Annotated in this window: 25 protein-coding genes and 1 pseudogene; 5 read left to right on the forward strand and 21 right to left on the reverse strand. The window is 35.4% G+C overall.

Features of this window, described 5'->3' with window-relative positions; genetic code table 11:
• Positions 1-127 precede the first annotated feature (127 nt).
• The gene (locus ACQKNR_RS00655; RefSeq protein ID WP_427314634.1) at positions 128-940 is read left to right on the forward strand and encodes a GNAT family N-acetyltransferase; all 813 of its coding nucleotides are present in this window, start codon (positions 128-130) and stop codon (positions 938-940) included.
• A gap of 171 nt (positions 941-1,111) precedes the next feature.
• Positions 1,112-1,315, forward strand: coding sequence for a CsbD family protein (locus ACQKNR_RS00660; RefSeq protein ID WP_427314636.1), 204 nt, complete (start codon positions 1,112-1,114; stop codon positions 1,313-1,315).
• An 87-nt stretch (positions 1,316-1,402) separates the two neighbouring features.
• Here ACQKNR_RS00660 and ACQKNR_RS00665 read toward each other — a convergent pair whose 3' ends face one another.
• The 12 genes from ACQKNR_RS00665 to ACQKNR_RS00720 all read right to left on the reverse strand — a co-directional run bounded on the left by ACQKNR_RS00665 (position 1,403) and on the right by ACQKNR_RS00720 (position 9,659).
• Positions 1,403-2,389 (reverse strand): HoxN/HupN/NixA family nickel/cobalt transporter, encoded by a 987-nt coding sequence (locus ACQKNR_RS00665; RefSeq protein WP_427314638.1) that lies wholly within the window; start codon positions 2,387-2,389, stop codon positions 1,403-1,405.
• Positions 2,376-3,008, reverse strand: a complete 633-nt coding sequence (locus ACQKNR_RS00670) for an AmiS/UreI family transporter (RefSeq protein WP_427314640.1) — start codon at positions 3,006-3,008, stop codon at positions 2,376-2,378. The genes ACQKNR_RS00665 and ACQKNR_RS00670 overlap by 14 nt, the downstream gene beginning before the upstream one ends.
• 18 nt (positions 3,009-3,026) lie before the next feature.
• Entirely contained in the window at positions 3,027-3,848 is an 822-nt protein-coding gene (locus ACQKNR_RS00675) for an urease accessory protein UreD (RefSeq protein ID WP_427314641.1), read from the reverse strand.
• Positions 3,845-4,462, reverse strand: coding sequence for an urease accessory protein UreG (gene ureG, locus ACQKNR_RS00680; protein WP_097829089.1), 618 nt, complete (start codon positions 4,460-4,462; stop codon positions 3,845-3,847). Before ureG ends, ACQKNR_RS00675 begins: the two co-directional genes overlap by 4 nt.
• A gap of 14 nt (positions 4,463-4,476) precedes the next feature.
• Entirely contained in the window at positions 4,477-5,166 is a 690-nt protein-coding gene (locus ACQKNR_RS00685) for an urease accessory protein UreF (protein WP_427314642.1), read from the reverse strand.
• Entirely contained in the window at positions 5,144-5,599 is a 456-nt protein-coding gene (locus tag ACQKNR_RS00690) for an urease accessory protein UreE (RefSeq protein ID WP_427314643.1), read from the reverse strand. The genes ACQKNR_RS00685 and ACQKNR_RS00690 overlap by 23 nt, the downstream gene beginning before the upstream one ends.
• Before the next feature lie 18 nt (positions 5,600-5,617).
• Positions 5,618-7,330 carry an urease subunit alpha gene (gene ureC, locus ACQKNR_RS00695; RefSeq protein ID WP_427314645.1) on the reverse strand — a complete coding sequence of 571 codons (1,713 nt, stop codon included), beginning with the start codon at positions 7,328-7,330 and terminating at the stop codon, positions 5,618-5,620.
• Position 7,331: 1 nt separating this feature from the next.
• Positions 7,332-7,661, reverse strand: coding sequence for an urease subunit beta (locus ACQKNR_RS00700; RefSeq protein ID WP_427314646.1), 330 nt, complete (start codon positions 7,659-7,661; stop codon positions 7,332-7,334).
• 14 nt (positions 7,662-7,675) lie between these two features.
• Complete coding sequence (locus ACQKNR_RS00705) at positions 7,676-7,978, reverse strand: urease subunit gamma (protein WP_001241327.1); 303 nt, start codon at positions 7,976-7,978, stop codon at positions 7,676-7,678.
• Positions 7,979-8,118: 140 nt separating this feature from the next.
• The gene (locus ACQKNR_RS00710; RefSeq protein ID WP_002039315.1) at positions 8,119-8,370 is read right to left on the reverse strand and encodes a DUF2164 domain-containing protein; all 252 of its coding nucleotides are present in this window, start codon (positions 8,368-8,370) and stop codon (positions 8,119-8,121) included.
• A gap of 17 nt (positions 8,371-8,387) precedes the next feature.
• On the reverse strand, positions 8,388-8,840 hold the full coding sequence (locus ACQKNR_RS00715; RefSeq protein ID WP_427314648.1) for a peptidoglycan recognition protein family protein: 453 nt from the start codon (positions 8,838-8,840) through the stop codon (positions 8,388-8,390).
• A 15-nt stretch (positions 8,841-8,855) separates the two neighbouring features.
• A complete protein-coding gene (locus ACQKNR_RS00720) occupies positions 8,856-9,659 on the reverse strand; it encodes a protein phosphatase 2C domain-containing protein (protein ID WP_427314650.1) in 804 nt (267 codons plus the stop codon).
• Positions 9,660-9,774: 115 nt separating this feature from the next.
• Between ACQKNR_RS00720 and ACQKNR_RS00725 the strand changes: the two genes are divergently transcribed.
• A complete protein-coding gene (locus tag ACQKNR_RS00725) occupies positions 9,775-10,614 on the forward strand; it encodes a YitT family protein (protein ID WP_427314652.1) in 840 nt (279 codons plus the stop codon).
• 18 nt (positions 10,615-10,632) lie between these two features.
• Here the strand turns inward: ACQKNR_RS00725 and ACQKNR_RS00730 are convergent, their stop codons facing one another.
• Positions 10,633-11,004, reverse strand: coding sequence for a VOC family protein (locus tag ACQKNR_RS00730; protein ID WP_193412224.1), 372 nt, complete (start codon positions 11,002-11,004; stop codon positions 10,633-10,635).
• Between the two features lie 385 nt (positions 11,005-11,389).
• Here ACQKNR_RS00730 and ACQKNR_RS00735 point away from each other — a divergent pair.
• Positions 11,390-12,503: pseudogene (locus tag ACQKNR_RS00735) on the forward strand (RNA-guided endonuclease TnpB family protein).
• Positions 12,504-12,742: 239 nt separating this feature from the next.
• Positions 12,743-14,275, forward strand: a complete 1,533-nt coding sequence (locus tag ACQKNR_RS00740; protein WP_427314654.1) for a BA3702 family sensor histidine kinase — start codon at positions 12,743-12,745, stop codon at positions 14,273-14,275.
• Positions 14,276-14,473: 198 nt separating this feature from the next.
• Here ACQKNR_RS00740 and ACQKNR_RS00745 read toward each other — a convergent pair whose 3' ends face one another.
• The 8 genes from ACQKNR_RS00745 to hutU all read right to left on the reverse strand — a co-directional run bounded on the left by ACQKNR_RS00745 (position 14,474) and on the right by hutU (position 24,392).
• The gene (locus tag ACQKNR_RS00745; RefSeq protein ID WP_427314656.1) at positions 14,474-15,085 is read right to left on the reverse strand and encodes an alpha/beta hydrolase; all 612 of its coding nucleotides are present in this window, start codon (positions 15,083-15,085) and stop codon (positions 14,474-14,476) included.
• Positions 15,086-15,109: 24 nt separating this feature from the next.
• Positions 15,110-16,048 carry a ring-cleaving dioxygenase gene (locus ACQKNR_RS00750; RefSeq protein WP_427314658.1) on the reverse strand — a complete coding sequence of 313 codons (939 nt, stop codon included), beginning with the start codon at positions 16,046-16,048 and terminating at the stop codon, positions 15,110-15,112.
• A 364-nt stretch (positions 16,049-16,412) separates the two neighbouring features.
• Positions 16,413-17,993, reverse strand: coding sequence for a glutamate synthase-related protein (locus ACQKNR_RS00755; protein WP_427314660.1), 1,581 nt, complete (start codon positions 17,991-17,993; stop codon positions 16,413-16,415).
• A gap of 67 nt (positions 17,994-18,060) precedes the next feature.
• A complete protein-coding gene (locus tag ACQKNR_RS00760; RefSeq protein WP_427314662.1) occupies positions 18,061-19,188 on the reverse strand; it encodes an alkene reductase in 1,128 nt (375 codons plus the stop codon).
• A gap of 567 nt (positions 19,189-19,755) precedes the next feature.
• Positions 19,756-20,217, reverse strand: a complete 462-nt coding sequence (locus tag ACQKNR_RS00765; RefSeq protein WP_000486324.1) for a CarD family transcriptional regulator — start codon at positions 20,215-20,217, stop codon at positions 19,756-19,758.
• A 282-nt stretch (positions 20,218-20,499) separates the two neighbouring features.
• Positions 20,500-21,471, reverse strand: a complete 972-nt coding sequence (hutG, locus tag ACQKNR_RS00770; protein WP_427314664.1) for a formimidoylglutamase — start codon at positions 21,469-21,471, stop codon at positions 20,500-20,502.
• Positions 21,450-22,721: an imidazolonepropionase gene (gene hutI, locus ACQKNR_RS00775; RefSeq protein ID WP_427314665.1), complete on the reverse strand. Its 1,272-nt coding sequence runs from the start codon at positions 22,719-22,721 to the stop codon at positions 21,450-21,452. The genes hutG and hutI overlap by 22 nt, the downstream gene beginning before the upstream one ends.
• Before the next feature lie 12 nt (positions 22,722-22,733).
• The gene (hutU, locus tag ACQKNR_RS00780; RefSeq protein WP_427314667.1) at positions 22,734-24,392 is read right to left on the reverse strand and encodes a urocanate hydratase; all 1,659 of its coding nucleotides are present in this window, start codon (positions 24,390-24,392) and stop codon (positions 22,734-22,736) included.
• Positions 24,393-24,395 lie beyond the last annotated feature (3 nt).

The raw sequence follows: 24,395 nt of genomic DNA on the forward strand, positions 1-24,395 counted from the left end.
TACTCCCTTCGACAGTTCCCTTCCATTTCCCTTCCAAAAAACTTCTTATTCTCTTACATTACAACAGGAATCTTAGCATAAAAATCGTATAAGTATTATGTATTACATTTATTGATGGAGGAATTTTATGACTACTATTATGACACTCGATATAGCAAAAGAAATTGAAAGCGCAGAAATTGATATGCTCTCTTCTAGATTAGAGGCACTACAAGAAATGAGCGAAAATCCAATGCAAGTACAAATGAAAAAATTCGGGAGTGCCACTGCCTTTTCATCAAAAGTAATTGCTGGTCCTGCTTTTAATACGGTAAAAGGCATTACATTTACAAATACAGATGAGATAGATGAAATTATCTCTTATTATCAATCACTACAAATCCCTTGCCGTTTTGAGATTACACCAGCACAAGGCACAACTGAACTATTTCAATATTTATGTCAAAAAGGTTTTTACCAATCTAGCTTCCATACCGCTTTATATAGTATGCCGAGAGAAGATTCATCACTTCTTCCGTCTGACATTCTAGTACGCCAACTGAAAGAAAATGAGTTTCATACTTTTGCAGACATTTATGTACGCGCATTTAATATGCCGTCCTTTACAAAAGATGGCGTCCATCAAAATAATGAGGTTCTTTACAAGCAGCCAGGGTGGCATTTTTTCATAGCTGAAGTTCAAAATATTCCTGCAGGCATTGGTGTACTATATGTAAATAAAGGTATTGCCTCATTAGCTGCTTCTGCTACTTTACCGGAGTTTCAGCGTAAAGGTTGTCATACTGCATTAATTCAGAAACGAATCAAAACAGCTATAGCAACAGACTGTCATTTAATAGTTGGACAAGCTCGATTTGGTAGCGGTAGCCAAAATAATATGGAACGCGCTCATATGAAAATCGCTTATACGAAATCAATATGGACCGCAAAAGACATGTAATTAACATTCTTTCTCTTCTCATTACAATCTTATACATTTTATAACAATTCCTTTTCTATTCTATTGATCATTTGAATATTCAAACTATATTTATTACGCTATTACTAGATACATCATTCAACTTGCAATATGAAAAGAGAATTCTAATCAAACTACACGGAGGAGAAATGTATGAGTAAGCATGATCATGGTTTAAAAGAAAAAGTAGAAGGTGCCATTGATAAAATAAAAGGTGAAGTAAAAGAAGTTGTCGGGAAAGTAACTGACAATAAGAAATTACAAGCCGAGGGAAAATGGGATAAAGTGAAAGGCACTGCTAAAGATACAGTTGGTAATGTGAAAGAAAAAGTACATGAATATAAGGAACATAAATAATAAAAAACACGTTAGATGCATTTTCATCTAATGTGTTTTTTATTTTACTTTATATACATAATGAACCAAATAACATACGATATATTTTTATTTCTCTATACTCTTTGTAAGTGGTTCTTTAAAGACATTTCTATTCCACACAGCAAAAACAATAAGAGAAATAATAAAAAATACAACAAGACATATACCCAAATAATCAAAATTAACTACCTGTATGAGATTCCAAAAAGGTCCCTGTAAATTATAGCTTTCAATAAGCAAAGATAATAGTTGATAACCCCCTATTAAAAAAGCCGTTATAACAGATATTGAGGTGATTAATACATTATACGAATTTCTTATTCGACTATTTTCCATTGCCCACTTATAATTCGTATTCATGAATGTACTATCTAATGTATCCATCAATGACATTCCTGCAGCAAACAAAATAGGAAAAGCAAATATACTTACAAGTGGAATGGACTGACTCGTTGCAGTTACTGTAGAAAGAGCAATTAATCCAATTTCACTTGCTGTATCAAAACCAAGCCCAAATAAAAAACCGATCATATACAATTGCTTTTGACTATCAATAAACTTAAATAAGCGCTGCGTGAAACGGTATATAAATCCTAAGTTTTCTGGCTGCTTATCCTCTTGGCTTCGTAACACTTTAATAAGATACAACAGATTAGTAAGACCGATAATAATAAGGAATGTGCTAGAAACGATTGTACCGATAATACCGCCTATAGTAGAAAAACTCTCCATTCCATGTTTTGCCGTTTTTCCAATTAAAGCAATTAATACGATCATCACAAATACTACTGTAGAGTGTCCTAATGAGAAGTAAAATCCCACCCCCTGTGAGTTTTTACCTTTTTCAATTAATTTCCGAACAGTATTATCAATTGCGACAATATGATCACTATCAAACGCATGACGCAATCCTAAAGAATATGCAATAATAGCCATTCCAATTATGCTATTGCCATTATACAGTGCAGGTAATAATAAGAGAATTCCAAGCACATGAAGAAATATAATAATAACAAAAAAGTTAGTTGCTTTTTTCAGTTCACTTTTCCACATAGTTACTAACCCTTTCTACTTTAAATTGAATACTCTTAAAAAAGAAAAGTGCCATAATAAAAACTACAATCGTTATAACAGTCGCTAAAATAATTACAAAATTATTTAACACGTTTGTATGGTTTGTAAGTGTTAACAGAGCTGGTATCGTTGCAGTAATCCAAGATTCAATGAAGCAAACAATCCCTACATAAATATGAATCTTCTTTTTCAACCCATCTTGCAGGAAAAATAAAAACCAAAGAAACGCCCAAAAGAACCAAATTATTGTACTTTGTAGACTTCCACTCTCATGTAATTGATTCACTATTCCCATAACCGTCGCAATAATCGCAACCCAAAGAGAATAGTAACCTACACCTGAAGAATCAAGTTTTAATATATTCGTAAGGCCAACATATAAATAAGTAAAACCAAATAAAAAAATAGTTCCATTAGATAGGATCGTCCACTCATCGGATTGACTTCCTGTAAATAATAAATATAATGGTGTCAAAGTTTGTAATGCCCCTACAAATAAATTGAAGTACCCTACACTTTTGCTATCAATGAGTTTAAAAGCTGCTAGTGAATTCATAAATAGAACTGCACCGACAAACAATAATCCCACATTAGTCATAGTATCCCCTTCTCCTACTTAGTATTTTCGATAGGATGTTAATTCTTCATGCAAACAGTTCTCTCTAACAAAACGATGACACTGAAAAAATATAGACTCCATATCCTCTGTATTATGACTAAGTATGCGTAGGACAAGGCCTTTACATGGCATAGAAGATATTCCAATCTTCATATTGTTATTGTTAGAAATCGATGTTTTCAATGCTGCAATTAAATCATTTGTAATGTTCTCATTAATAACTATGAAAGTACCATAATGGGAATATTGATTTAATATTCCCATTTGATCTAACGACTCTTTGAAAGGGTTTAACAATAGATGATCGTAAACTACAAGTTTATTTTCCATATATATTTTTGTTAGCGAATCAAAATATTGGTATGTGAACTTCTCCATATTTGGCGACCAACCAGGCGTAACTGAATCGCATAAAATCAATGTAGAATTATTTTGCATATATATATTTGTTTTTTGCTTATATGCTGCATCCTTGTACATAATTAATGGGTCTGGTAAATACTCCATAACAGCATTCTCACCAATATAAAAATTCAATTCTTGCAAAGCATAACTATTTGGAGTCTTGTAAACTTTCGTTGCTGATTGGCTTGTTACATATGTTTTCGCATCTTCACGAACATTTATATTTATAGAATAGAAATCTCCTTTTAAATAACCTCCACCAGAATTCATGATATAGTAATACGCTCTACCATACTCGTCCAAATATATTGGCTGCGTTACTTTTAAGGCATCTTTATGATAAACCTTAATCGGTACGGTTTTATGTCTCTTTTCCATCACATCAATGTTTAAGACACCTGTAGGAGCTTTCATTTTTTCAATCCTTCTAACATGATATTTTGTCGCATCCAATTTATTAATTCCTGTAAGCCTTCCTCATCCTTCAAATTTGTAAAAAAGTATGGTTTATTATGTCGGTAATTTTTTGTATCCTGCTCCATAACTCCAAGATCAGCCCCTACATAAGGTGCCAAATCCGTTTTATTAATCACAAACACATCGGATTTGATCATTCCTTGTCCACCTTTACGAGGAATCTTTTCTCCTTGCGCCACATCAATAATATAAATGGAAAAATCCACTAACTCTGGACTAAATGTGGCAGCTAAATTATCACCCCCACTTTCAATAAAAATAATATCTAAATTATTATGTCTAATCATGAGTTCTTCAATTGCTTCAAAATTCATAGAAGCATCCTCTCGAATTGCTGTATGTGGACACCCTCCTGTCTCTACACCAATAATTCTATCTTCTGGTAAAACACCTGTTTTCAATAAAATCTTTGCATCTTCTTTCGTATAAATATCGTTTGTAATTGCTGCAATTTCATAATCTGTATTTAAATATTTTGTTAACTTTTCAACTAACATTGTTTTCCCAGCACCTACTGGGCCACCAATACCAATTTTAATAGGTTTTATCATTTTATTTTTCCTCCCTATGACATGAAGACTCTTACATTTACATCTTCATGTTGCATTTGATTTATTTCGAATTCAGGATCATTCAATCCAAAATCCTCTAATGAAAGTATTTGAATTCTATCAATAGATTCACAGATCAATTCATGGCATTCTTGTAATAACTTTTGACCATCTGTTTGTCCAAGAGGAATGGCTCTCACACCATTTTGAATAATGCTTCCAACACTTGAATATAAGAAAACTAAGAGCGTTTCTTCTATTGTCATTTTCAATTCCGCCCCTAATATTCCGTATACGATACTCGGATGACCTTGTAATTTATTACCTATAATATTTTCTTTATATATATTTAAATTTACAAATGAGAACAATTCACACAATAATTTAGAAGTACTTTTACTAATCATTCTATTTGCTTTTCTACATTCAAAAGGCAATGTTTGTGCCGTTATTAATTCATCTAAAAATGTAATTTGCTTTCCATCATTATTCTTAATGGCTTCGTAAGTATATTTGCAAATTAAGCCGTCCGTGTGTGTTAATTGCACTTTTACATATCGATTCATCCATTTGAAAAATTCGCCTTTATTTGTAACCTGTCCCTCTTGAATAAATGTTTCTAATCCAAAAGAGTGACTAAAACTTCCTGTTGGGAAGTTCGAATCACTAATTTGGAGTAGGTTAAATATGTTTGTGTGAAGCATGCTTGAACGGTTTTGGTAATACTCTATTTTCTTTTTGATAAGGAACACCTTCCTTTTTAAGTAAATCTTCTACTAAGTAGTCGTTCGCCAAAATCATACACCCTTCATCGAATTGTGCTGGTAAATGTCTATTTCCTAAGTTATGCGCAATAATTCCCATTTCTTTTATTGACGTTGGAGTAATTACAATTACCTCTTCTGGTAAGACTTCAATATATACAATACGATTTTCATCTTCATATAAAATATCACCGTTCTTTAATGTTTCTCCATTATCTAATGACACCCCAATTTCAAAACCAGATTCTGAATATAATTTCTGAACCCTCTTCAGTAAAAGTTCACTAGAAATCAATATTTTATCAAGATGCTTTTTTGTATTTGAAAAATCATTCATATTGCATACGTTGTTATTAATTTTTTCAATAATCATTTTATCTCCCCCGTTATATCAAAATAAAAAATATCTTTGAGCCATAGGTAATACATCTACTGCTTCACACGTGATAACTTGTCCATCAACTTTAACTTCATATGTCTGCGGATCTACTTCAATTTCTGGTGTTGCATTATTCAGCTTCATATCTCGCTTAGAAATCTCTCTCGTATTTTTAACAGGTAATACAACTTTATTTAAACCTAATTTTTCTTTAATATTATTCTCATAAGCTACTTTAGATACAAATGTAATCGAACTTGACTGTACTGCTTTTCCATATGCACCAAACATCTTTTTTTCATAATATGGTTGTGGTGTAGGGATCGAAGCATTCTCGTCTCCCATTAATGCCATCACTACCATCCCGTTTTTCAAAACCATATCTGGCTTAACACCGAAAAATTGTGGATCCCATATTACAAGGTCTGCATACTTTCCTACTTCAATAGAGCCAACATATTCTGAAATCCCATGTGTAATAGCCGGATTAATTGTATACTTAGCTATATAACGTTGAATTCTATTATTATCGTTATATTCTTTATCTCCCTCTAAACTACCAATCTGCTTTTTCATTTTATCGGCGGTTTGCCAATTGCGAATAATAACCTCTCCAACCCTTCCCATCGCCTGTGAGTCAGAGCTAATCATGCTGAAAACCCCTAAATCTTGCAAAATATCCTCTGCTGCAATTGTTTCTTTTCGAATCCTTGAATCCGCAAACATTACATCTTCTGGAATATTTGCTTTTAAATGATGACATACCATGAGCATATCTAAATGCTCATCCAGCGTATTCACTGTATATGGCAAGGTCGGGTTCGTTGAAGAAGGTAAAATATTATTCAGTGCAGCAATCTTTATAATATCTGGTGCATGCCCACCACCAGCTCCTTCAGTGTGGTACGTATGAATAACACGATTATCAGTAGCCTTTATCGTTTCTTCCACAAAACCACATTCATTTAGCGTATCAGTATGAATAGCAACTTGGATATCATATTTATCAGCAATCTGTAACGAGTGATGAATTGCTGAAGAAGTCGCTCCCCAATCTTCATGAATTTTTAATCCGATAGCCCCTGCATATATTTGTTCTTCCAGGGCAGGTAAACTTGAACTATTTCCTTTCCCTAAAAACCCAAGATTTATAGGAAAAGCTTCTGCTGCTTCTAGCATTTTTCTTAAATTCCAAGATCCAGGCGTTATTGTAGTTGCCTTAGTACCCTCTGCCGGTCCTGTTCCCCCACCAATTAAAGTTGTTATACCTGAAGCTAATGCTGTATCAATTTGTTGTGGGGATATGAAATGCACGTGTGTATCAATACCTCCAGCTGTAACGATTTTCCGCTCACCAGAAATTACTTCCGTTGATGTTCCAATGATGATATCAATATTATCCATAACTGAAGGATTACCACTCTTACCAATTGCTGAAATCTTTCCATCTTTTATACCAATATCCGCTTTAAATACTCCTGTATAATCAATAATAATCGCATTCGTAATAACAACATCCACAACCCCCTGTTCCCTTGTAAGTTGCGAATTTTGTCCCATACCATCCCTAATTGATTTCCCTCCACCAAAGACAGCTTCATCACCATAGACGGTGTAATTTCGATCAATATGTGCGAATAATTGTGTATCCGCTAAACGAATAGAATCTCCTGTAGTTGGACCATATAAATCAGCATATTGTTTACGTGACATCTTAAAACTCATGCTATCTCCCTCTTTTTGTGTAAGATTGAATATCGCCATCCACTTTATTTTTAAATCCATATACTTCTTGCTTCCCTGAATACGGAACTAATTCAATCGTTTTTTCATCTCCAGGCTCGAATCTTACCGCTGTACCCGCTGGAATATTTAAATGTTGTCCAATTGCTACACTACGATTGAATTTTAGCGCCTCATTCACTTCATAAAAATGGTAATGAGATCCAATTTGAATAGGTCTATCTCCTTGATTTAACACCTTAACTTTCGTTGCTTTTTTATTTCCGTTACACACTATGTCTTCTTTCGCAAGGATATATTGCCCTGGAATCATAACATTCACTTCCTTTAATGAATTGGTTGATGAATAGTTACTAATTTTGTTCCATCAGGAAAAGTTGCCTCAACTTGAATATCTGATATCATGTCTGCAATACCATCCATAACATCTTCAGCACTTAAAATATTTTTTCCAAGCTCCATTAATTCTGCTACGTTTTTACCGTCTCTTGCCCCTTCTAAAATTTCATACGTAATAATAGCGATACTTTCTGGATAGTTTAACTTAAGCCCTCTCTCCTTTCGTCGATAAGCTAGATCAGCCGCAACAACTACCAGCAGTTTATCAATTTCTCTTGGCGTTAATCTCATTACACTCTTCCTTTCTGAAATATTTTAAAACTAAGAATATTCTAAAAACAAAGAGTGTACTTCCAATGTCCTTTTCGTGTTTTCTCCATGTTTTTTTGCTGCCAATCAAATAAAAAAAGACTAGAATTTCTAGTCTTCTTTTATTTCCCTTCATTCTTCTCTAACACATACAAATCTTCTTCGATATTCGTTAATTTCTCACTTACAAGTTTTCTAGCATCACCAATTGCTTGATTGTAGGCAAATGGTCCTACTAATTTAATCATTTCTTCTATTAAACGTTCTGCTTGGAAACGTCCGATTTCATCTAAATCTTCTTCCATAAAAAATTGCTGAATTTGTGCTACAAGCTCTTCTTTTTTATCATTCGGTATTTTTATATTCATCATCATTCGTTACTCCTCTATATTTAAGATAATACGTTTCTTAACTCTACCATAGAAAAACGAATTCCAGGACAACTTTTTGTAACTCCTTCTAGCTCTCTATGGCCTAGTATATTCTCTTTCTTTATGGAAAACTGCTTCATAAACATTTTACATAAAGAATATAATGAATTCATTTGTGCAGTAGTTGGATCGTATTTATCAAAATTACCCGTCATACATATTCCAATTGTATCACGATTATGTTCTTTCGCATGCGCTCCAATGTGTAAACCTCTTCCTTCAACTACAGTTCCGTCCTCTTCAATAAAATAATTGTAACCAATCCCGCTCCATCCTCTTACAGTTTGATGAAACTCATGCGTTTTATACACATCCCAGCCATCTTCTGATGTATGGTGAATAATAAGTTTATTTATTCTTTCTAAAGGAACTAATTCATCTTGAAATGTTAAATTTGCACATTTAATTTCCATTTGAACTTCCTCCTCTTAAAAATCAATCATAATAATTGTTTTATCATCTGGTCTTATTCTCTTTTCGCCTTCTAGCTCTTCAATGATTGCTATATATTCGTTTATACTATTCTTTCTTATATATGCAACAGTTTGTTCTAATGACCATTCTGGATGGAACAACCCGTCTGAACAAATAAAAATCCCACTTAATTCTTCTACTTGTAATTCACCATGTTGTAAATAATCCATAGCTTCTTTCATCCCATTTGCAACTGAATACCCATTTGGCATATTCGCAAGATAACGATTGTATGTTAACTGTTCTCGAACATCTTGAAAAACATGTTCTTCTGGCACAGATAAACCTTTTTTACGTTCTTCTTCTCTCTTCTTTTTTGCGCGCCCACTAATTCCTTTAACCGTGTCTTTCGTTAATACTTGCATCGTTCCATCTTGAAGTATCGCAACGATCATACAGTCACCTAGCTGCGCATATTCAAGTTTCTCACCATCTATTTGGACTGCCGCAATACATGTACACCACAAATGCTCTTTTTTTCTCGTGTCTACTTTATATTCTAACATTTTGTTCTGCAATGCTTCATTTGCTTTTGCAACTGCAACTTGTAAACTATGATTTTCACGTAATGAAGTAAAATAACTTGCAAATAAATGCGAAGCGATGCATGCTCCATTATGTCCCTTTTCATCACGAAACGGGACGAGCGGTGTTGCACCATCACATACACCATAAACCATTTTATTTTCATTACAAAAATAGGAATCCTCACATTCATGTTTCAATGGGCTTTTCTGTTGATACGTTTTTATCCTCATATCCGCACCCCTCTTCCGAATTATGGAATACTCTAATTCTTTTGATTAATCTAATTTTCCAAAATAAACTGTTTTTACCCAAAACTTTCAATATCATATATAATCTTGAAATAATATGAATTTTTTAGTGAAGGACGGGAAAGAGATGGTCAGATTTCTTGGTGTTATTATTGGTTCTATTATTATTGCGATTGCCTTTAATCTTTTCCTTATCCCCCACAAAATTTTAAGTAGTGGAATTGGCGGAATTGCTATTATTTTAGGGATTGTAACCCCTGTAAACACAGGTATAATTAACTTCGTATTAAACTTACCTATCCTTATTTTAGGATACATAGGTCTTGGAAAAAAAGTGATTTTTAACACAGTTATTTCTGTAATTGTATTATCTGTTGCATTATACTACGTTCCAGTAAAAGTCGTAGCGACAGATCCATTGTTATCTTCTATCTTCGGAGGTGTCATTGCCGGAGCTGGTATCGGTCTTGTTTTTAACTGTAATGGATCAACTGGTGGATTCGATATTATCGGTATGTTGTTATCTCGTAAAAGAGACATTAAACTTGGCGGATTCCTTATTGCTTTAAATGCAGTTGTTGTTGTTATCGCAGGATTTTTCTTCACTTGGGATGTTGCACTTACAAGCTTACTTTCAATTTATGTAACTGGTAAAGTAATCGATGCTGTTCATACAAAACACCGTAAAGTTACACTTATGATTGTAACAAATGAAGCAGAAAAAATGAAAAAGCAACTTCTTTCAACTGTTGTACGTGGAATTACATTACTTGATGGCGAAGGTGCTTATTCAAGTGAGAAAAAGCGTGTACTTATGACAGTCGTTTCTCGTGAAGAATTAACAAGTATGAAACTAACAATTTCTGAAATCGACCCGCATGCGTTCGTTAATATTACAGAAACCGTAGAAGTGTTAGGACTTTTCAGAAGAAGTTAAAGACTAGGTGGCGTCCACCTAGTCTTTATTTTGCATAAATTCAATTCTGTTTCCAAATGGATCTGACACGTAAAATCTAATTACATCTGGTCGGGCATGATCATCAATTACTTCTATATCTTGCTCTATCAATGTTTGCTTAAATTCATTAATTTGAGTCACATAAAAAGCTGGATGTGCTTTTTTAGCTGGTGTAAAATTCTGCTCCACACCGATATGGATTTCTTGATTTCCACACTTAAACCAACATCCACCTCGCTTTTTTAACTCTTCTGGTTTTGGAATTTCTTCCATACCAATTTTATTCCCATAAAATTCACGAGCCTCTTCTTCACATCCTACAGGTGCAGCTACTTGCACATGATCAATCCCTTGAATATAACCTTTCATTTTCTCTCCCCCTCCTCTACCCTTATGTTATAACAAAAGCATCTCAATGTAACTTACAAAAAAATAATAAAAAGATATAAGCTTCTCTTATTACTGCATTTTATGCTTTTAATAAATAAAGAAAATAAATTTAACGCATTATCCGAAAGAAGTCTCCTTCCTCAAGCGTGTGAAAGACGATAGTCTAGCGGTAGGTGGGAGATGAATTTTGGTTTGGCGTAGCCAAAAAATTGGGTTTTTCTATTTATTTCGCCTCTGATATAATCAGTCTTATACGAGGTAAAGTTTGGTATAACAATGAAATGAAATAATCATGTAGTGTTCAGGTTGTGTTATCACCGTCATAGCTTACGGGAAATGAAGGCGAAAAGTGAGGTGAACTGATATGATAAAGCATAATAAGGCGTACAAATTCCGTCTATATCCAACAGAAGAACAAGCCTATCTGATACGTAAAACTTTCGGGTGTGTACGCTTTGTATATAATAAAATGCTGGCTGAGCGGAAAGAAATATACGAAAAATACAAAGAGAACAAGGAAGAACTAAAGAAACAAAAATTCCCTACTCCTGCGAAATACAAAGTGGAGTATGAATGGTTGAAAGAAGTCGATTCATTAGCATTGGCTAACGCTCAATTAAACTTGCAAACTGCGTATAAAAATTTTTTAGTGGTCAAAGTGATTTTCCTACATTCAAAAGTAAAAAGAGTAGAAAATCCTATACAACGAATCGAGTAAACGGAAATATTATGTTATTTCATGGTTATATCAAATTACCGAAACTGAAAGTAGTGCGACTGAAGCAACATAGAGAGATACCGCAAAACCATATCATCAAATCGTGTACGATTTCGATGACACCTACTGGTAAATACTATGTGTCCATCCTGACTGAATATGAAAAAGAGATTGTACAAAAAGAAGTAGAAAGTGTAGTTGGATTAGACTTCGCAATGGCTGAATTGTACGTGAGTAGCGAAGATGAGAAAGCCAATTATCCTCGCTTTTATCGTCAGATGTTAGACAGATTAGCAAAGGCACAGCGAGTATTAGCAAGACGTGTGAAAGATTCAGAGCGCTGGAATAAACAACGGATTCGTGTCGCTAAGTTGCATGAAAAAATCGCAAATCAACGTAAAAATTTCCTTCATCATAAGTTTAAAGAATTAGCTGCGAATTTTGACGTTGTAGCAATTGAAGACTTACATATGAAAGGAATGTCACGAGCACTTCGCTTTGGTAAGAGTATAGCCGATAACGGTTGGAGGATGTTCGGTGACATCTTTAGCATATAAGCTACAAGAACAAGGAAAACAGCTTATAAAAATAGATAAGTGGTTTCCCTTCTACAAAGATGTGTAGTCGTTGTGGAAACAGAAAAGAAATGCCATTATCTGAACGCACGTATGAGTGTTCGTGTGGACTAACAATAAGCCGTGACTATAACGCAGCTATCAATATTAAAAAGGAAGCTATTCGCTTATTGGCGTTGGCATAAATAGCAACAAAATAACCTTTGGAACAAGGGAGTTAGCTCGGCTGTCCTAGGACAAATTCGTTAGCTATCAAAAGTAGCGATGAACCGAGAAGCCCCCACTTCAAGTAAGCTCGTAAGAAATACTAAGTGGGGGTAGTTCATTTCTGTAACTTTCATTTTTTATAGAAATTAGGCTACACCTATATTATAGTAATAAATAGACAAATCTTTTTAGATGCTAGTTGTACGGAGGAAATATTATGAGTCGTAAAAAATATTCATCTACTCAAAAAAAACGTCATCCGAACATTTCTGGACGTTTGCGAAACCATATACAAGATCGTTCTTTAGCAGAAATGTACGCCTCTCTGTTCGAACACAATCCTGATAGTATTATTTTATTAAACTTAGAGGGAGTTATTCTACACACCAATCCTTCTGCCGAAAGAATACTAGGTTACACTTCTTTAGAATTAGAACGTAAAAACATTACCGCTATTTTAGAAGCTCATATTTCTGAGCAAGTATTACAATGTATAAAAAATACTGAAGCGGACAATCAACAAGAGTATATTGTATCTGTTTATCATAAAGACGGATATTTATTAGATGTCGTAACAAAACTAGTTCCTATTTTTTCAAAAAATCGTCTAACCGGCGTATATGCGATTATGAAACCTCTTGAAAAATCAGAAAGAATTGAGCAAATGCTAAAAGAAAGTGAGAAGAGATTACGTACATTAATGAACTCAATGCCTGCGTTTGTTATATTTAAAGATCATGAAGGGCGCTGGCTTGAAGCGAATGACTATGCACTTTCTTGCTTTAATTTCCATCATGTACCCTATCATGGAAAAAAGGACAGTGAACTCATTCAATATAATGAAGCGTATCGAGAAGCTTTTTTGCACTGTGAAGAAGTCGATGAACTAGCATGGCAACAAAGACAAATTCTTCACGGAGAGGAATTTATTATACATAGAGATGATTTCGACCTCATCTTAAGTATATCAAAAGTTCCTCTTTATCATCCTGACGGTTCCCGTAAAGGTCTTATCGTAATGGGAAGAGACGTTACTGAGCTAAAAGAAACTGAAAAGTTATTACGGAAATCAGAAAAACTCGCAGTAGTCGGACAGCTGACAGCCGGAATCGCCCATGAAATTCGAAATCCACTCACATCTCTAAAAGGCTTTTTAACATTGCTACTCCCTGAAATAAATGAGGAGAATAAATGGTATGTCGATGTTATGTTAAGTGAGATTTCACAAATGGAATCTATTACGAGTCAATTTATGGCTATGTCTAAACCACAAGTTTTATCTATCCAAACTTGCAACATACAAACTTTAATAGAAGAAGTAGTCACATTTATTTTACCGACTGCCATTATGCATAGCGTTCATATCATTATGGATCATTTTGATCACGTACATGATATTCAATGCGATGGTAACCAACTAAAACAAGTTTTTATAAATATATTAAAAAATGCTATAGAAGCAATGCCAAATGGCGGAAATATTTTCATCCAAACAAAACCGTTAGAGAATAATTTCATCTTAATACGTATTATTGATGAAGGATGTGGTATACCAGAAGATCGCATCTCTCGTTTAGGCGAACCATTTTATAGTTTAAAAGAAAAAGGTACTGGACTAGGATTAATGATATGTTACAAAATAATTGAAGAACATCATGGTAAATTACACATTTCAAGCGAAATAAATAAAGGTACTATCGTTGATATTCAATTACCACTTTCTTCATCTCAGCTTGCAATCCAGTCGTAAATAATAAAAGAAGCATCTGCTAATTGCTAGCAGATGCTTCTTTTATTATTTACACTTATAGAATTATTTTATCCCGCATTAACGGGCAGTAAGACTCCCACCTCAAAGGTCAGCTGGAGCAAAGAAGTTAGGCGGGAGTCGGGCTGCCCAATGCCCGATTGGTTCAACTAATAATCAGTGGGGACTGCCCCCCACTGATTAAAGTTTCACTTTATCATACCACTCTTTTGCTTTTTCTACTTCACCAATCGTTAATTGATGCCCTCTATTTTCCCAATGCATTGTTACATTGGCATTTGCATTTTCTAATAATGTCTTCAATTCTTCTGACTCTGCCGATGAACAAATTGGATCATTTGTCCCAGCTGCGATAAATACTGCCTTTTCCACTAAATTAGGCAATTTTATTCCTCTTCTAGGCACCATCGGGTGATGAAGAACAGCACCTTTTAATGCATTTTCGTAGTGGAACAGTAAGCTCGCTGCAATGTTTGCCCCGTTTGAATAACCGATAGCTACAATGTTATTTCTATCAAATCCATATGTTTTTGCCGCTTCATTTAAAAACTCATTTAATTCTTTCGTACGAAAAACTAAATCTTCTTCATCAAAAATACCTTCTGCTAATCTACGGAAGAAACGTGGCATCCCATTTTCTAGTACATTTCCACGAACACTTAATACTGAAGCTTCCGGATCAATTCTTTCTGCAAGTGGTAATAAATCTAATTCATTACCACCTGTACCATGAAGTAATAACAACACTGGTTTTGACGTATCTTTTCCTTTTTGAAAAACATGTTTCATCATAATCCTTTTCCCCTTTCAATCACTTTAGTCTAAATTTCTCACTTCAAATGGTAAGAGAGTTTGTTTAATCTGTTGTCTATGTGATTCATATTGCTCTGGTAACTTTAATCCCTCACCCATCGTCTCTAACGATTCGTCATGAGCAAAACCAGGAGGATCTGTTGCAATTTCAAATAAGATTTCGCCATGTTCTCTAAAATATATCGCGTTAAAATAATTTCGATCTTGTACAGGAGTTACGCCATATCCAAAGCGAGACACATGCTCTTTCCAGTCTAGTTGATCAGCATCATCGCTAGCTCTCCAAGCAATATGGTGAACTGTACCAACACCCATCTGGCCACGTCCGATTGTTGATAATCTCAAGTCGATAATATTTCCAATATCAGCAGAAGAACGGAATCGAACGAACTCACCTTCTTCTTCAATTTTCTCAAGACCCATAACATGTTCTAACAATTCGGCTGTTTTTTGAGGTTGTGCAGATAAAAGAACAGCACCACCAAACCCTTTAATTGCTACTTCTGGCGTGACTTCTCCAAAACTCCAAGTATTGAATTCGCCCTCTTCTCTTTCAACTAATTCTAAATGCAAACCATGTGGATCATCAAATTCTAAATACTGCTCTCCAAAGCGAGTCATCTTTGTATACGGAACATTGAATTTTTCTAATCTATTTTCCCAAAATTCCATGGCACCTTTTGGTACGACATATGAAGTAATGCCTACTTGACCGTCTCCAATAATTCCTTGACGAGCACCTGGCCATGGGAAAAATGTAATAATTGTTCCAGGTTTTCCTCCTCCATTACCAAAATAAAGATGGTACGTACCTGGATCGTCGAAATTCACTGTTTGTTTAACTAAACGTAAGCCTAATACACCAGCATAAAAATCTACATTTTCTTGCGGATGCCCTACAATTGCTGTAATGTGATGAATCCCCATTGTTTTCTTTTCCATTTTGCCCACTCCTTTTTTATTTTGTTATAAAAGCTGTTTATACACTAAAATTCATTATTCATTTTGTCCATACTGCAAAGTAAAATCCATCATTACGTTCGATATCTCGAATTCGAGATAATTTATAAAAAAATATCAAATCCATCTAAATTTATATTAAATCTTAATTTATCTTGAATTCAAGATTTATTATAAGTTAATTATTTTCTATTGTCAATAAGTTCCTTATTTCATTATTTTTTTACTTGATTACCTTTGTTCTCAAATAAAAAAGTCATACAAATGTATGACCTTTAAAAAGCATTTCTTTCACTTTTTATCCCGATTGTTACAGGCTAATAATGAGTATAATGCCCCGAACCGATTAAAGTTTACTTGATTTACTTATAGGAAACAATTCCGAAAGTAGGAATACCCTTCCAGCCTCATCTTTAAACACAATATGCTCCCTCGTTAAATGTCGTGGGCTCCTTACCCCCGCTGCTGCCGCTAATGCAAACAAGCTATATCTCATGCTTATTATATAATTCATTACCCGCCATTTCTTTTCATACGGATCTAACGCTTTTTGATAGTGCGGATTCGTTGTCGCAACTCCAGATGGGCATTGTCCGGAATTACATTGAAGCGCCATAATACAACCACTTGCCATCATAAATCCGCGGGCTGAATTTACAGCATCTGCTCCAATCGCTAAAGCAATCGCCACTTTATCTGGTGTGATTAATTTACCTGATGCAAATACTTTAAACTTGTTACGGACACCATAATGAGTTGCTGTATCAATAAATGTAAGTAATGCTGGAATAAGCGGAATCCCCATACTATCTGCCATCGATTTATAAGTTGCACCTGATCCACCTTCTGAACCATCAATTGTAATAAAATCCGGATAAATATTTAATTCATTCATTGTTTTTAATAAATCTTCCAAAGCCCTTTGCTGTCCAATTACAATTTTCATCCCGACTGGTTTACCACCTTTTTCTTGCAACTGCTGAATAAAATAAAGTGTATCCGCTGCATTATTTAAAAATGAAAATCGATTCGGTGAATTAATCGTCTCTCCTTCTCGTACATTCCGAACAGAAGCAATTTTCTCATTGACTTTTTGTCCCTCTAAATGACCACCACGTATTTTAGCACCTTGCCCAAATTTTAATTCAAACGCTTTAATATTACTTTCTTTTGATTTCTCAATAAATTCCTTCATAGAAAAATTACCGTCCTCATCACGGTATCCGAATAATCCTGGACCAATTTGCGCAACAATATTCGCACCTGTATGTAAATGTTCTGGAATAACGCCACCTTCACCAGTATTAATCCACGATCCTCCAGCCATTTTTGCACCGAAACCAGTTGCTAAAATATAATTTTCTCCAATCGCACCGTAAGAAGTAGCCGATGCCCCAAACATGCCAAGTAGTTTCCATGGATATTTCCGATTTTCACCGACGATAATGGCATCGTCTTCTTCATATAACCAAAGATTTGTTGTATCCGCTGTCAATTTCTCTCTTCTTGAAAATACCCCCTCTTTATGAATCACATACTTTTTACCTTCTCGCTCTTGCAAAAGATTCACACTTAATTCCTCAGTTAATATTGGAAACAATGTATTAGCAATATAATAACCAGAAGCTTCAAAATCTCTTTTTGACCCGAAACCAAGTATTTCAGAACGATATTTCGCTAAAAGCATCACACTTTGGAAATCATAACGTGAAAAAGGCTTTCCATCCGTATCATGATCAAACCAATATTGCCTAAATTCGGGTCCTATCTTTTCAAGTAAGTAGCGCATCCTTCCTAAGTATGGATGCAGTTTTAATATAGAATGATGCGTCCGTTTTTTTATAAAAAATGTAATGATAAAAAAGACGATTAAAAGCAACATTAAAAGTAATAATATACTAATGATAACGAGTAGCGTTTCACTCATCCCGTTTCCCCCTAAGAAATCCCATAATAAAAGGAGAACACTCGATGTGTTCTCCTTTTATCTTTATTCACACTAATGTAGCAAGATGCTCTTTCGCGTCATATTCAACTAAACTTTCGGCACGTTTAATGCGATGAACAAAGTCTGGATTAGCAATTAGCGGTCTTCCGAATGCCGCTACATCAATTGTTCCCTCTTGCAATGCTTCTTCTGCCTCTTTCGGATTCAAATTCCCTACTCCTACGATAGTACCATCCCAATATTTTCTTACTAATTGATGAAAATTCTTTCCGTCAGCAATAACTTGCGTATAATTCATCGTTGAAGGATGAATCATCGTTAATCCAACTTCTTTAAACATATTTACGAATGTTTCAATCGCAAGTTCAGGATTTTCCCACATATAAGTAGGGTTATCACCTTTAAAGGCAGAGAAGCGAAGAAGTGTTTTATCAGCTCCAACAGCTTCTATTACAGCCTCAGTTACTTCTTTCATAAATGTTAACCTTTGCTTTAATTCACCGCCGTATTTATCAGTACGCTTATTCGCAAATTCATAAGTAAATTGATCGATTAAATATCCGTGTGCACCGTGAATTTCTACCCCATCAAATCCTGCTTCTATCGCATTTTTGGCAGCTTGTGCGTATTGACCGATAACTTCTTTTATTTCTTCTATTGTCATAGCTTCTGGTGTATCAAACGGTTTACGAAAACGCGGAACATTTCCTTCTGCAGCAATTGCTGACGGAGCTTGCGGCAATTGACCACCAATTATTTCGTGATGGCTCATACGTCCAACATGCCATATTTGAGCAATAATCGTTCCGCCTTCTTTATGTACCGCCTCTGTAACAGGTTTCCAAGAATCGATTTGGGCTTGTGTATAAATCCCTGGCACCCCTGGATTCCCTTTTGCTCTTGGGCTAATAACGATTCCTTCTGTAATAATTAGCCCAACCCCATCCGCGGCACGCTTACGGTAATACTCTACTACGTCAGCGCCAACTACTCCAGTTTCATTGTCTGCAAAACATCTCGTCATCGGTGCCATTGCAATACGATTACGAAGAGACCAAGATCCAATTTGAATTGGATCAAATAACTTCGTCTTTTCAACATATTCAAAAGATCCCCAAGCGTTTATATTTGTTCCTTCATAAATACTTGCCGTTTTATTATTTGAACTTGTCATTTTTCTTCCCCCTAAAAAAATCTTACTATAATTGCATCATACTTACTTTTAGATAGTAACGTCAATTTATACGCTTTTACCATAAAACATTCGAATATCAAAAAAATAGAATGATATAAATAAACTAAAAAAGGTTTCCTTAGGAGGAAACCTTTTTTAGTTAACCATATATGGCTGTCAACTCGTTTATCTCTTTAATATAAAGAAGCCCTTATCAATAGAAGTGAAAATGGTTCAGTATTCTTCTAAAAATAATAACTTATATATACCTAAAACAATGAAAGCCCTACCTCTCTTTCATCCTTACGGCTCCTCGTCCGTGCCAGTGTGAATCAGGATTGCAAAAATCAAGTAACTATTTTATCGAAGTGTTGAATTAAACTTCGAACATTCGTAAAAGAAATTTAAAATAAAAATGGATTTGAATGTAGTAATAACAAAAGAGGTTAATGCTCTAAAAGTGGTTTGAAAGAGTTGAATGTCTTTGAAATAATTGATTGTCTATAATTATGTTCCCAAAAAATTCAAGATCTTTTTTGGGATGTAATACATTATTTGTAATGAACCTTAACAAAAGCTTTTTATCTGATTTTCTGTGATACCTTCAATTAATCCCAGTTCACTAATCAAAAATTCATGTGCGTTATCTAACATTTTCTTTTCGCTTGCATTAAGTGCTTTTTCTTTCTGTATACGCATTAAATCACGTACAACTTCAGCACCTTCTTGCATTTTACCCGTTTTTATTTTATCAGTGTTCACTTTATACCTTTGTTTCCACGTAAGTAATCTATCTGATTCTCCATGCTGAAAAATATCTATTATGTGTATTAATGCCGTTATATCCGTAACTGGTCGTATATTTGAATTCAATATTTTCCCTTCAGGAATCATTATTTCCATATTACTAGCCGACATTTTTATAACATAATACTGTTGTTTTTTTCCTGCGATTTCCTTCTCTTCTATGGCTTTAATTATACCTGCTCCCTGCATTGGATAAACAATGTTATCGCCAATTTGAAACAAATAATCCACCTCCATATATGGTAACCTTCTCAATCTTAACACACATTCGTTTTTTTAGCAAAATTTTTATTTTATCATAAAAATATTTTTCATGTCAATACTTTTAAACTAAGAAAATGAACCCGTAAAATCACACTAAAAACCCGCAATTTTGTTAACTTTTCCACACATACATGCATTCTAGTTTCACATTCTCTTTTAACATAAAAAACACATTACTACATATGAGTAGAAATGTGTTTTTTATAAGGCATAGGCAAACATTCTCTTTTAATTTTCCGCCTATATACTAACCTGCTTACGAACTGTTTCTCGCGCTAAAAGAAAACCCATAATCACTTGCGCTGCTACTCTACTCGTCATATCCCTGAAATCAAGAGTCGGATCAATTTCTACTATATCCAGCCCTTGAACGAGTGGCTCTTTGCCAAGGAATTCCATCGCATCGAGTAAAGTCGCACTATCCATCCCTCCAGGGCCAATCGCTGGACAACCCGGTGCAAACGCTTGGTCAAGTACGTCCATATCAAGAGAAATGTAAATAGACCTCACACCTTGTTTTCTTAAAACTTCAATACTTTCTGAAATAATATCTTTTATTTCTCGCTCTCTTACATCTTTCATTGTATACACTGTCACACCGTGCTCTTTCGCATATTTATGGTAAGCACGTGCATTTGAAAAATTACGAATTCCAATTTGAACGAGTTGTTTCCCTGTAATAACATCATTTTCTAGTAAACTACGGAACGGTGTGCCATTTGATGGACCGCCATCATCTAAATTACGTAAATCATGATGGGCATCAAATTGAATAATACCGACCTTCCCTTTACTATTTGCAAAACCACTTATACTCGGAAAACTAATCGAGTGATCACCACCAAGAACGATTGGTATCATTTTCGGGTTTACTTTCGTTAAGTGACCAACTGTTTTCGCAATTCTGTTATGACTTTCTTTTATATCTGTCACATGCATCGTAATATCACCACAATCATATAAGACACTTTCTCTCATATCGTGTTCTTCTGTAATGGCGTACGTGCTATATGCATCTAACATTGAACGGATCGTTTTCGGTGCAAAACATGCTCCTGAATGACTAATAGATGGTTTAGAAAGAGGTGCACCAATTAAGGCTGCACCGAATATTTCTACGCCTTCCTCCCAATCTTTAATCATCTCACTCCATTTCGTTACTTCACAATCGATAAACTTTGCATTTTTCTTTAAATAGTGGCCGTGCTCCAAGATTGTTCACCTCTTGTATATGCAATATTACCATTCTTCCACACTGTATTCACATGACTTACGCCGTAATGATACGGCACGTAAGCATAATTGTAAGCATCCCATAAAACTAAATCTGCCTTACGACCAACTCTAATTTTCCCAGCTACATCACCACGATTAATTGCATAAGATGAGTTAACTGTTACCGCATTCCAAACTTCTTCTGGCGTCATTTTCAGTTTTAGCATTGCAATGCTCATAATAAGCTGAATGTTTTCAGTTGGACAGCTGCCTGGGTTAAAGTCTGTAGCTAAAGCTACTGCAACACCTTCATCGATCATTTTTCGGCCGCGTGCAAAACTTTCTTTATTTAAATAGAAAGTTGTTCCTGGTAATAATGTTGCTACTGTGTTCGAGTTCGCAAGCATTTCAATTCCTTTATCAGAAGCGCCAACTAAATGGTCCGCTGATGCTGCACCGATTTCAGCCGCTGCTTCCGCCCCACCAAGAGGGTCAATTTCATCTGCATGAATTTTCACATCAAAGCCAAGCTCTTTCGCTTTTAATAAAAATTCTTTTGATTCTTCTACAGAGAACACACCTGTTTCGCAGAAAATATCGACAAACTCAGCTAATTGCTTCTCTTTCATTTCTGGTAATAAATCTAACATCCATTGTAAAAATTCTTTCGATTTTCCTTTATACTCTTTCGGAACTGCATGAGCACCTAGAAATGTTGAAACTAAATCGATTGGATGCTCTTTTTGTAATTGTGCAGTTGCCTCTAATTGTTTCCATTCCGTCTCATCATCTAATCCGTAACCACTCTTCGCTTCTACAGTTGTCACACCGAAAGATAGCATGCGGTCTAAATGGAATTTCGCTTTTTGAACAAGTTCTTCTTTCGCTGCCTGTTTTGTTGCATTTACAGTCGAAAGAATACCTCCGCCTTGTTCTAAAATTTCTAAGTACGGAACTCCTTGTAATTTCAGTGCGATTTCATTTTCACGAGATCCACCAAATACAAGATGAGTATGCGGATCAACAAGACCAGGAGAAACCATTTTCCCGCCGCAATCAATAACTTCTTTCGCCTGAAATCCTTTTGCTTCTTCCGCTGTTCCAACGAAAGTAATTACACCATTTTCAATTCCAACCGCACCGTTTTCAATAACAGGAAGCGTGTTCATCGCTTCCCGTCTTAACAAGCCATCTTCTTGATCCATTGTTAGTAATTGACCGATATTTATTAGTAAAGTGTCCAGCATGTTTCTTCCCCCTTATTTCATCATTGGAATGTTAACGCCTTTTTCTTTCGCAGTTTGAACCGCTAGGTCATATCCAGCATCTACGTGACGAACAACACCCATACCAGGATCAGAAGTTAATACGCGCTCAATACGTTTCGCTGCTGCTTCTGTTCCATCTGCAACGATAACCATTCCAGCGTGAAGTGAATACCCCATACCAACGCCACCACCGTGGTGAACTGATACCCAGCTCGCACCGTTTACACTGTTAATTAGTGCGTTTAAAATTGGCCAATCTGCTACTGCATCACTACCGTCTTTCATCGCTTCTGTTTCACGATTTGGAGATGCTACTGATCCGCAATCTAAGTGGTCACGACCGATAACGATCGGTGCTGACAATTCGCCATTTGCAACCATTTCATTAATGATGCGGCCAAACTTCGCACGCTCCCCATAACCAAGCCAACAAATGCGTGATGGAAGACCTTGGAACTCAACTTGCTGACGAGCCATACGAATCCAATTACATAAATGCTCATTATCTGCGAACTCGCGCAAAATAACTTCGTCTGTTTTATAAATATCTTCTGGATCACCAGAAAGAGCTACCCAGCGGAACGGTCCTTTTCCTTCACAGAATAACGGACGAATGAATGCTGGAACGAATCCTGGGAAGTCAAAAGCATTTTTCAAACCTTCATCGAAAGCAACTTGACGAATGTTATTTCCGTAATCAAACGTAATTGCGCCTTTTTCTTGCATAGCAAGCATTGCTTCCACATGTTTTTTCATACTTTCTTTTGATAATTGTACGTAACGTTCTGGATCTTCTTCACGAAGTTTCGCAGCTTCTTCTAACGTATAACCTACTGGAATATAACCGTTTAATGGATCATGAGCAGATGTTTGATCCGTAACTAAATCCGGGATAATATTACGATTTACTAGCTCAGGTAAAATTTCTGCTGCATTTCCTAACAATCCAATTGAAATAGGCTCTTTTTTCTCTTTATACTCTTTCGCAACAGTTAATGCTTCTTCTAACGATTCTGTATACATATCACAATATCTCTTTTCAATACGACGATCGATGCTGCGCTTATCTACATCAATAGCAATTACAACACCGCCGTTCATCGTTACAGCAAGAGGTTGTGCACCACCCATACCACCTAAACCAGCAGTAAGTGTTAATGTACCTTTTAATGAACCATCGAAATGTTGACGTGCCGCTTCACCAAATGTTTCATATGTTCCTTGTAAAATCCCTTGTGTTCCAATGTAAATCCAACTACCAGCTGTCATTTGTCCGTACATCATAAGACCTTTTTTCTCTAGTTCACGGAAGTGATCCCAGTTTGCCCACTTCGGTACTAAGTTTGAGTTCGCTAAAAGAACGCGAGGCGCATCTTCATGTGATTTAAAAATTACTACCGGTTTTCCTGATTGAACAAGTAACGTTTCATCGCTTTCTAACGTTTTTAACGAATCTACAATCGCATTGTAGCTTTCCCAGTTACGAGCTGCACGGCCAATTCCGCCATATACAACTAATTCTTCTGGTTTTTCAGCAACTTCAGGATCTAAATTGTTCATTAACATACGAAGTGCAGCTTCTTGAACCCACCCTTTCGTTTGTAACTCAGTACCTCTTGGCGCGCGAATTGTTTGTTGTACTTTTTCCATTTC

Origin of the sequence: Bacillus sp. NPDC094077 (assembly GCF_050279465.1) — a bacterium.
Classification (GTDB): Bacteria; Bacillota; Bacilli; order Bacillales; family Bacillaceae_G; genus Bacillus_A.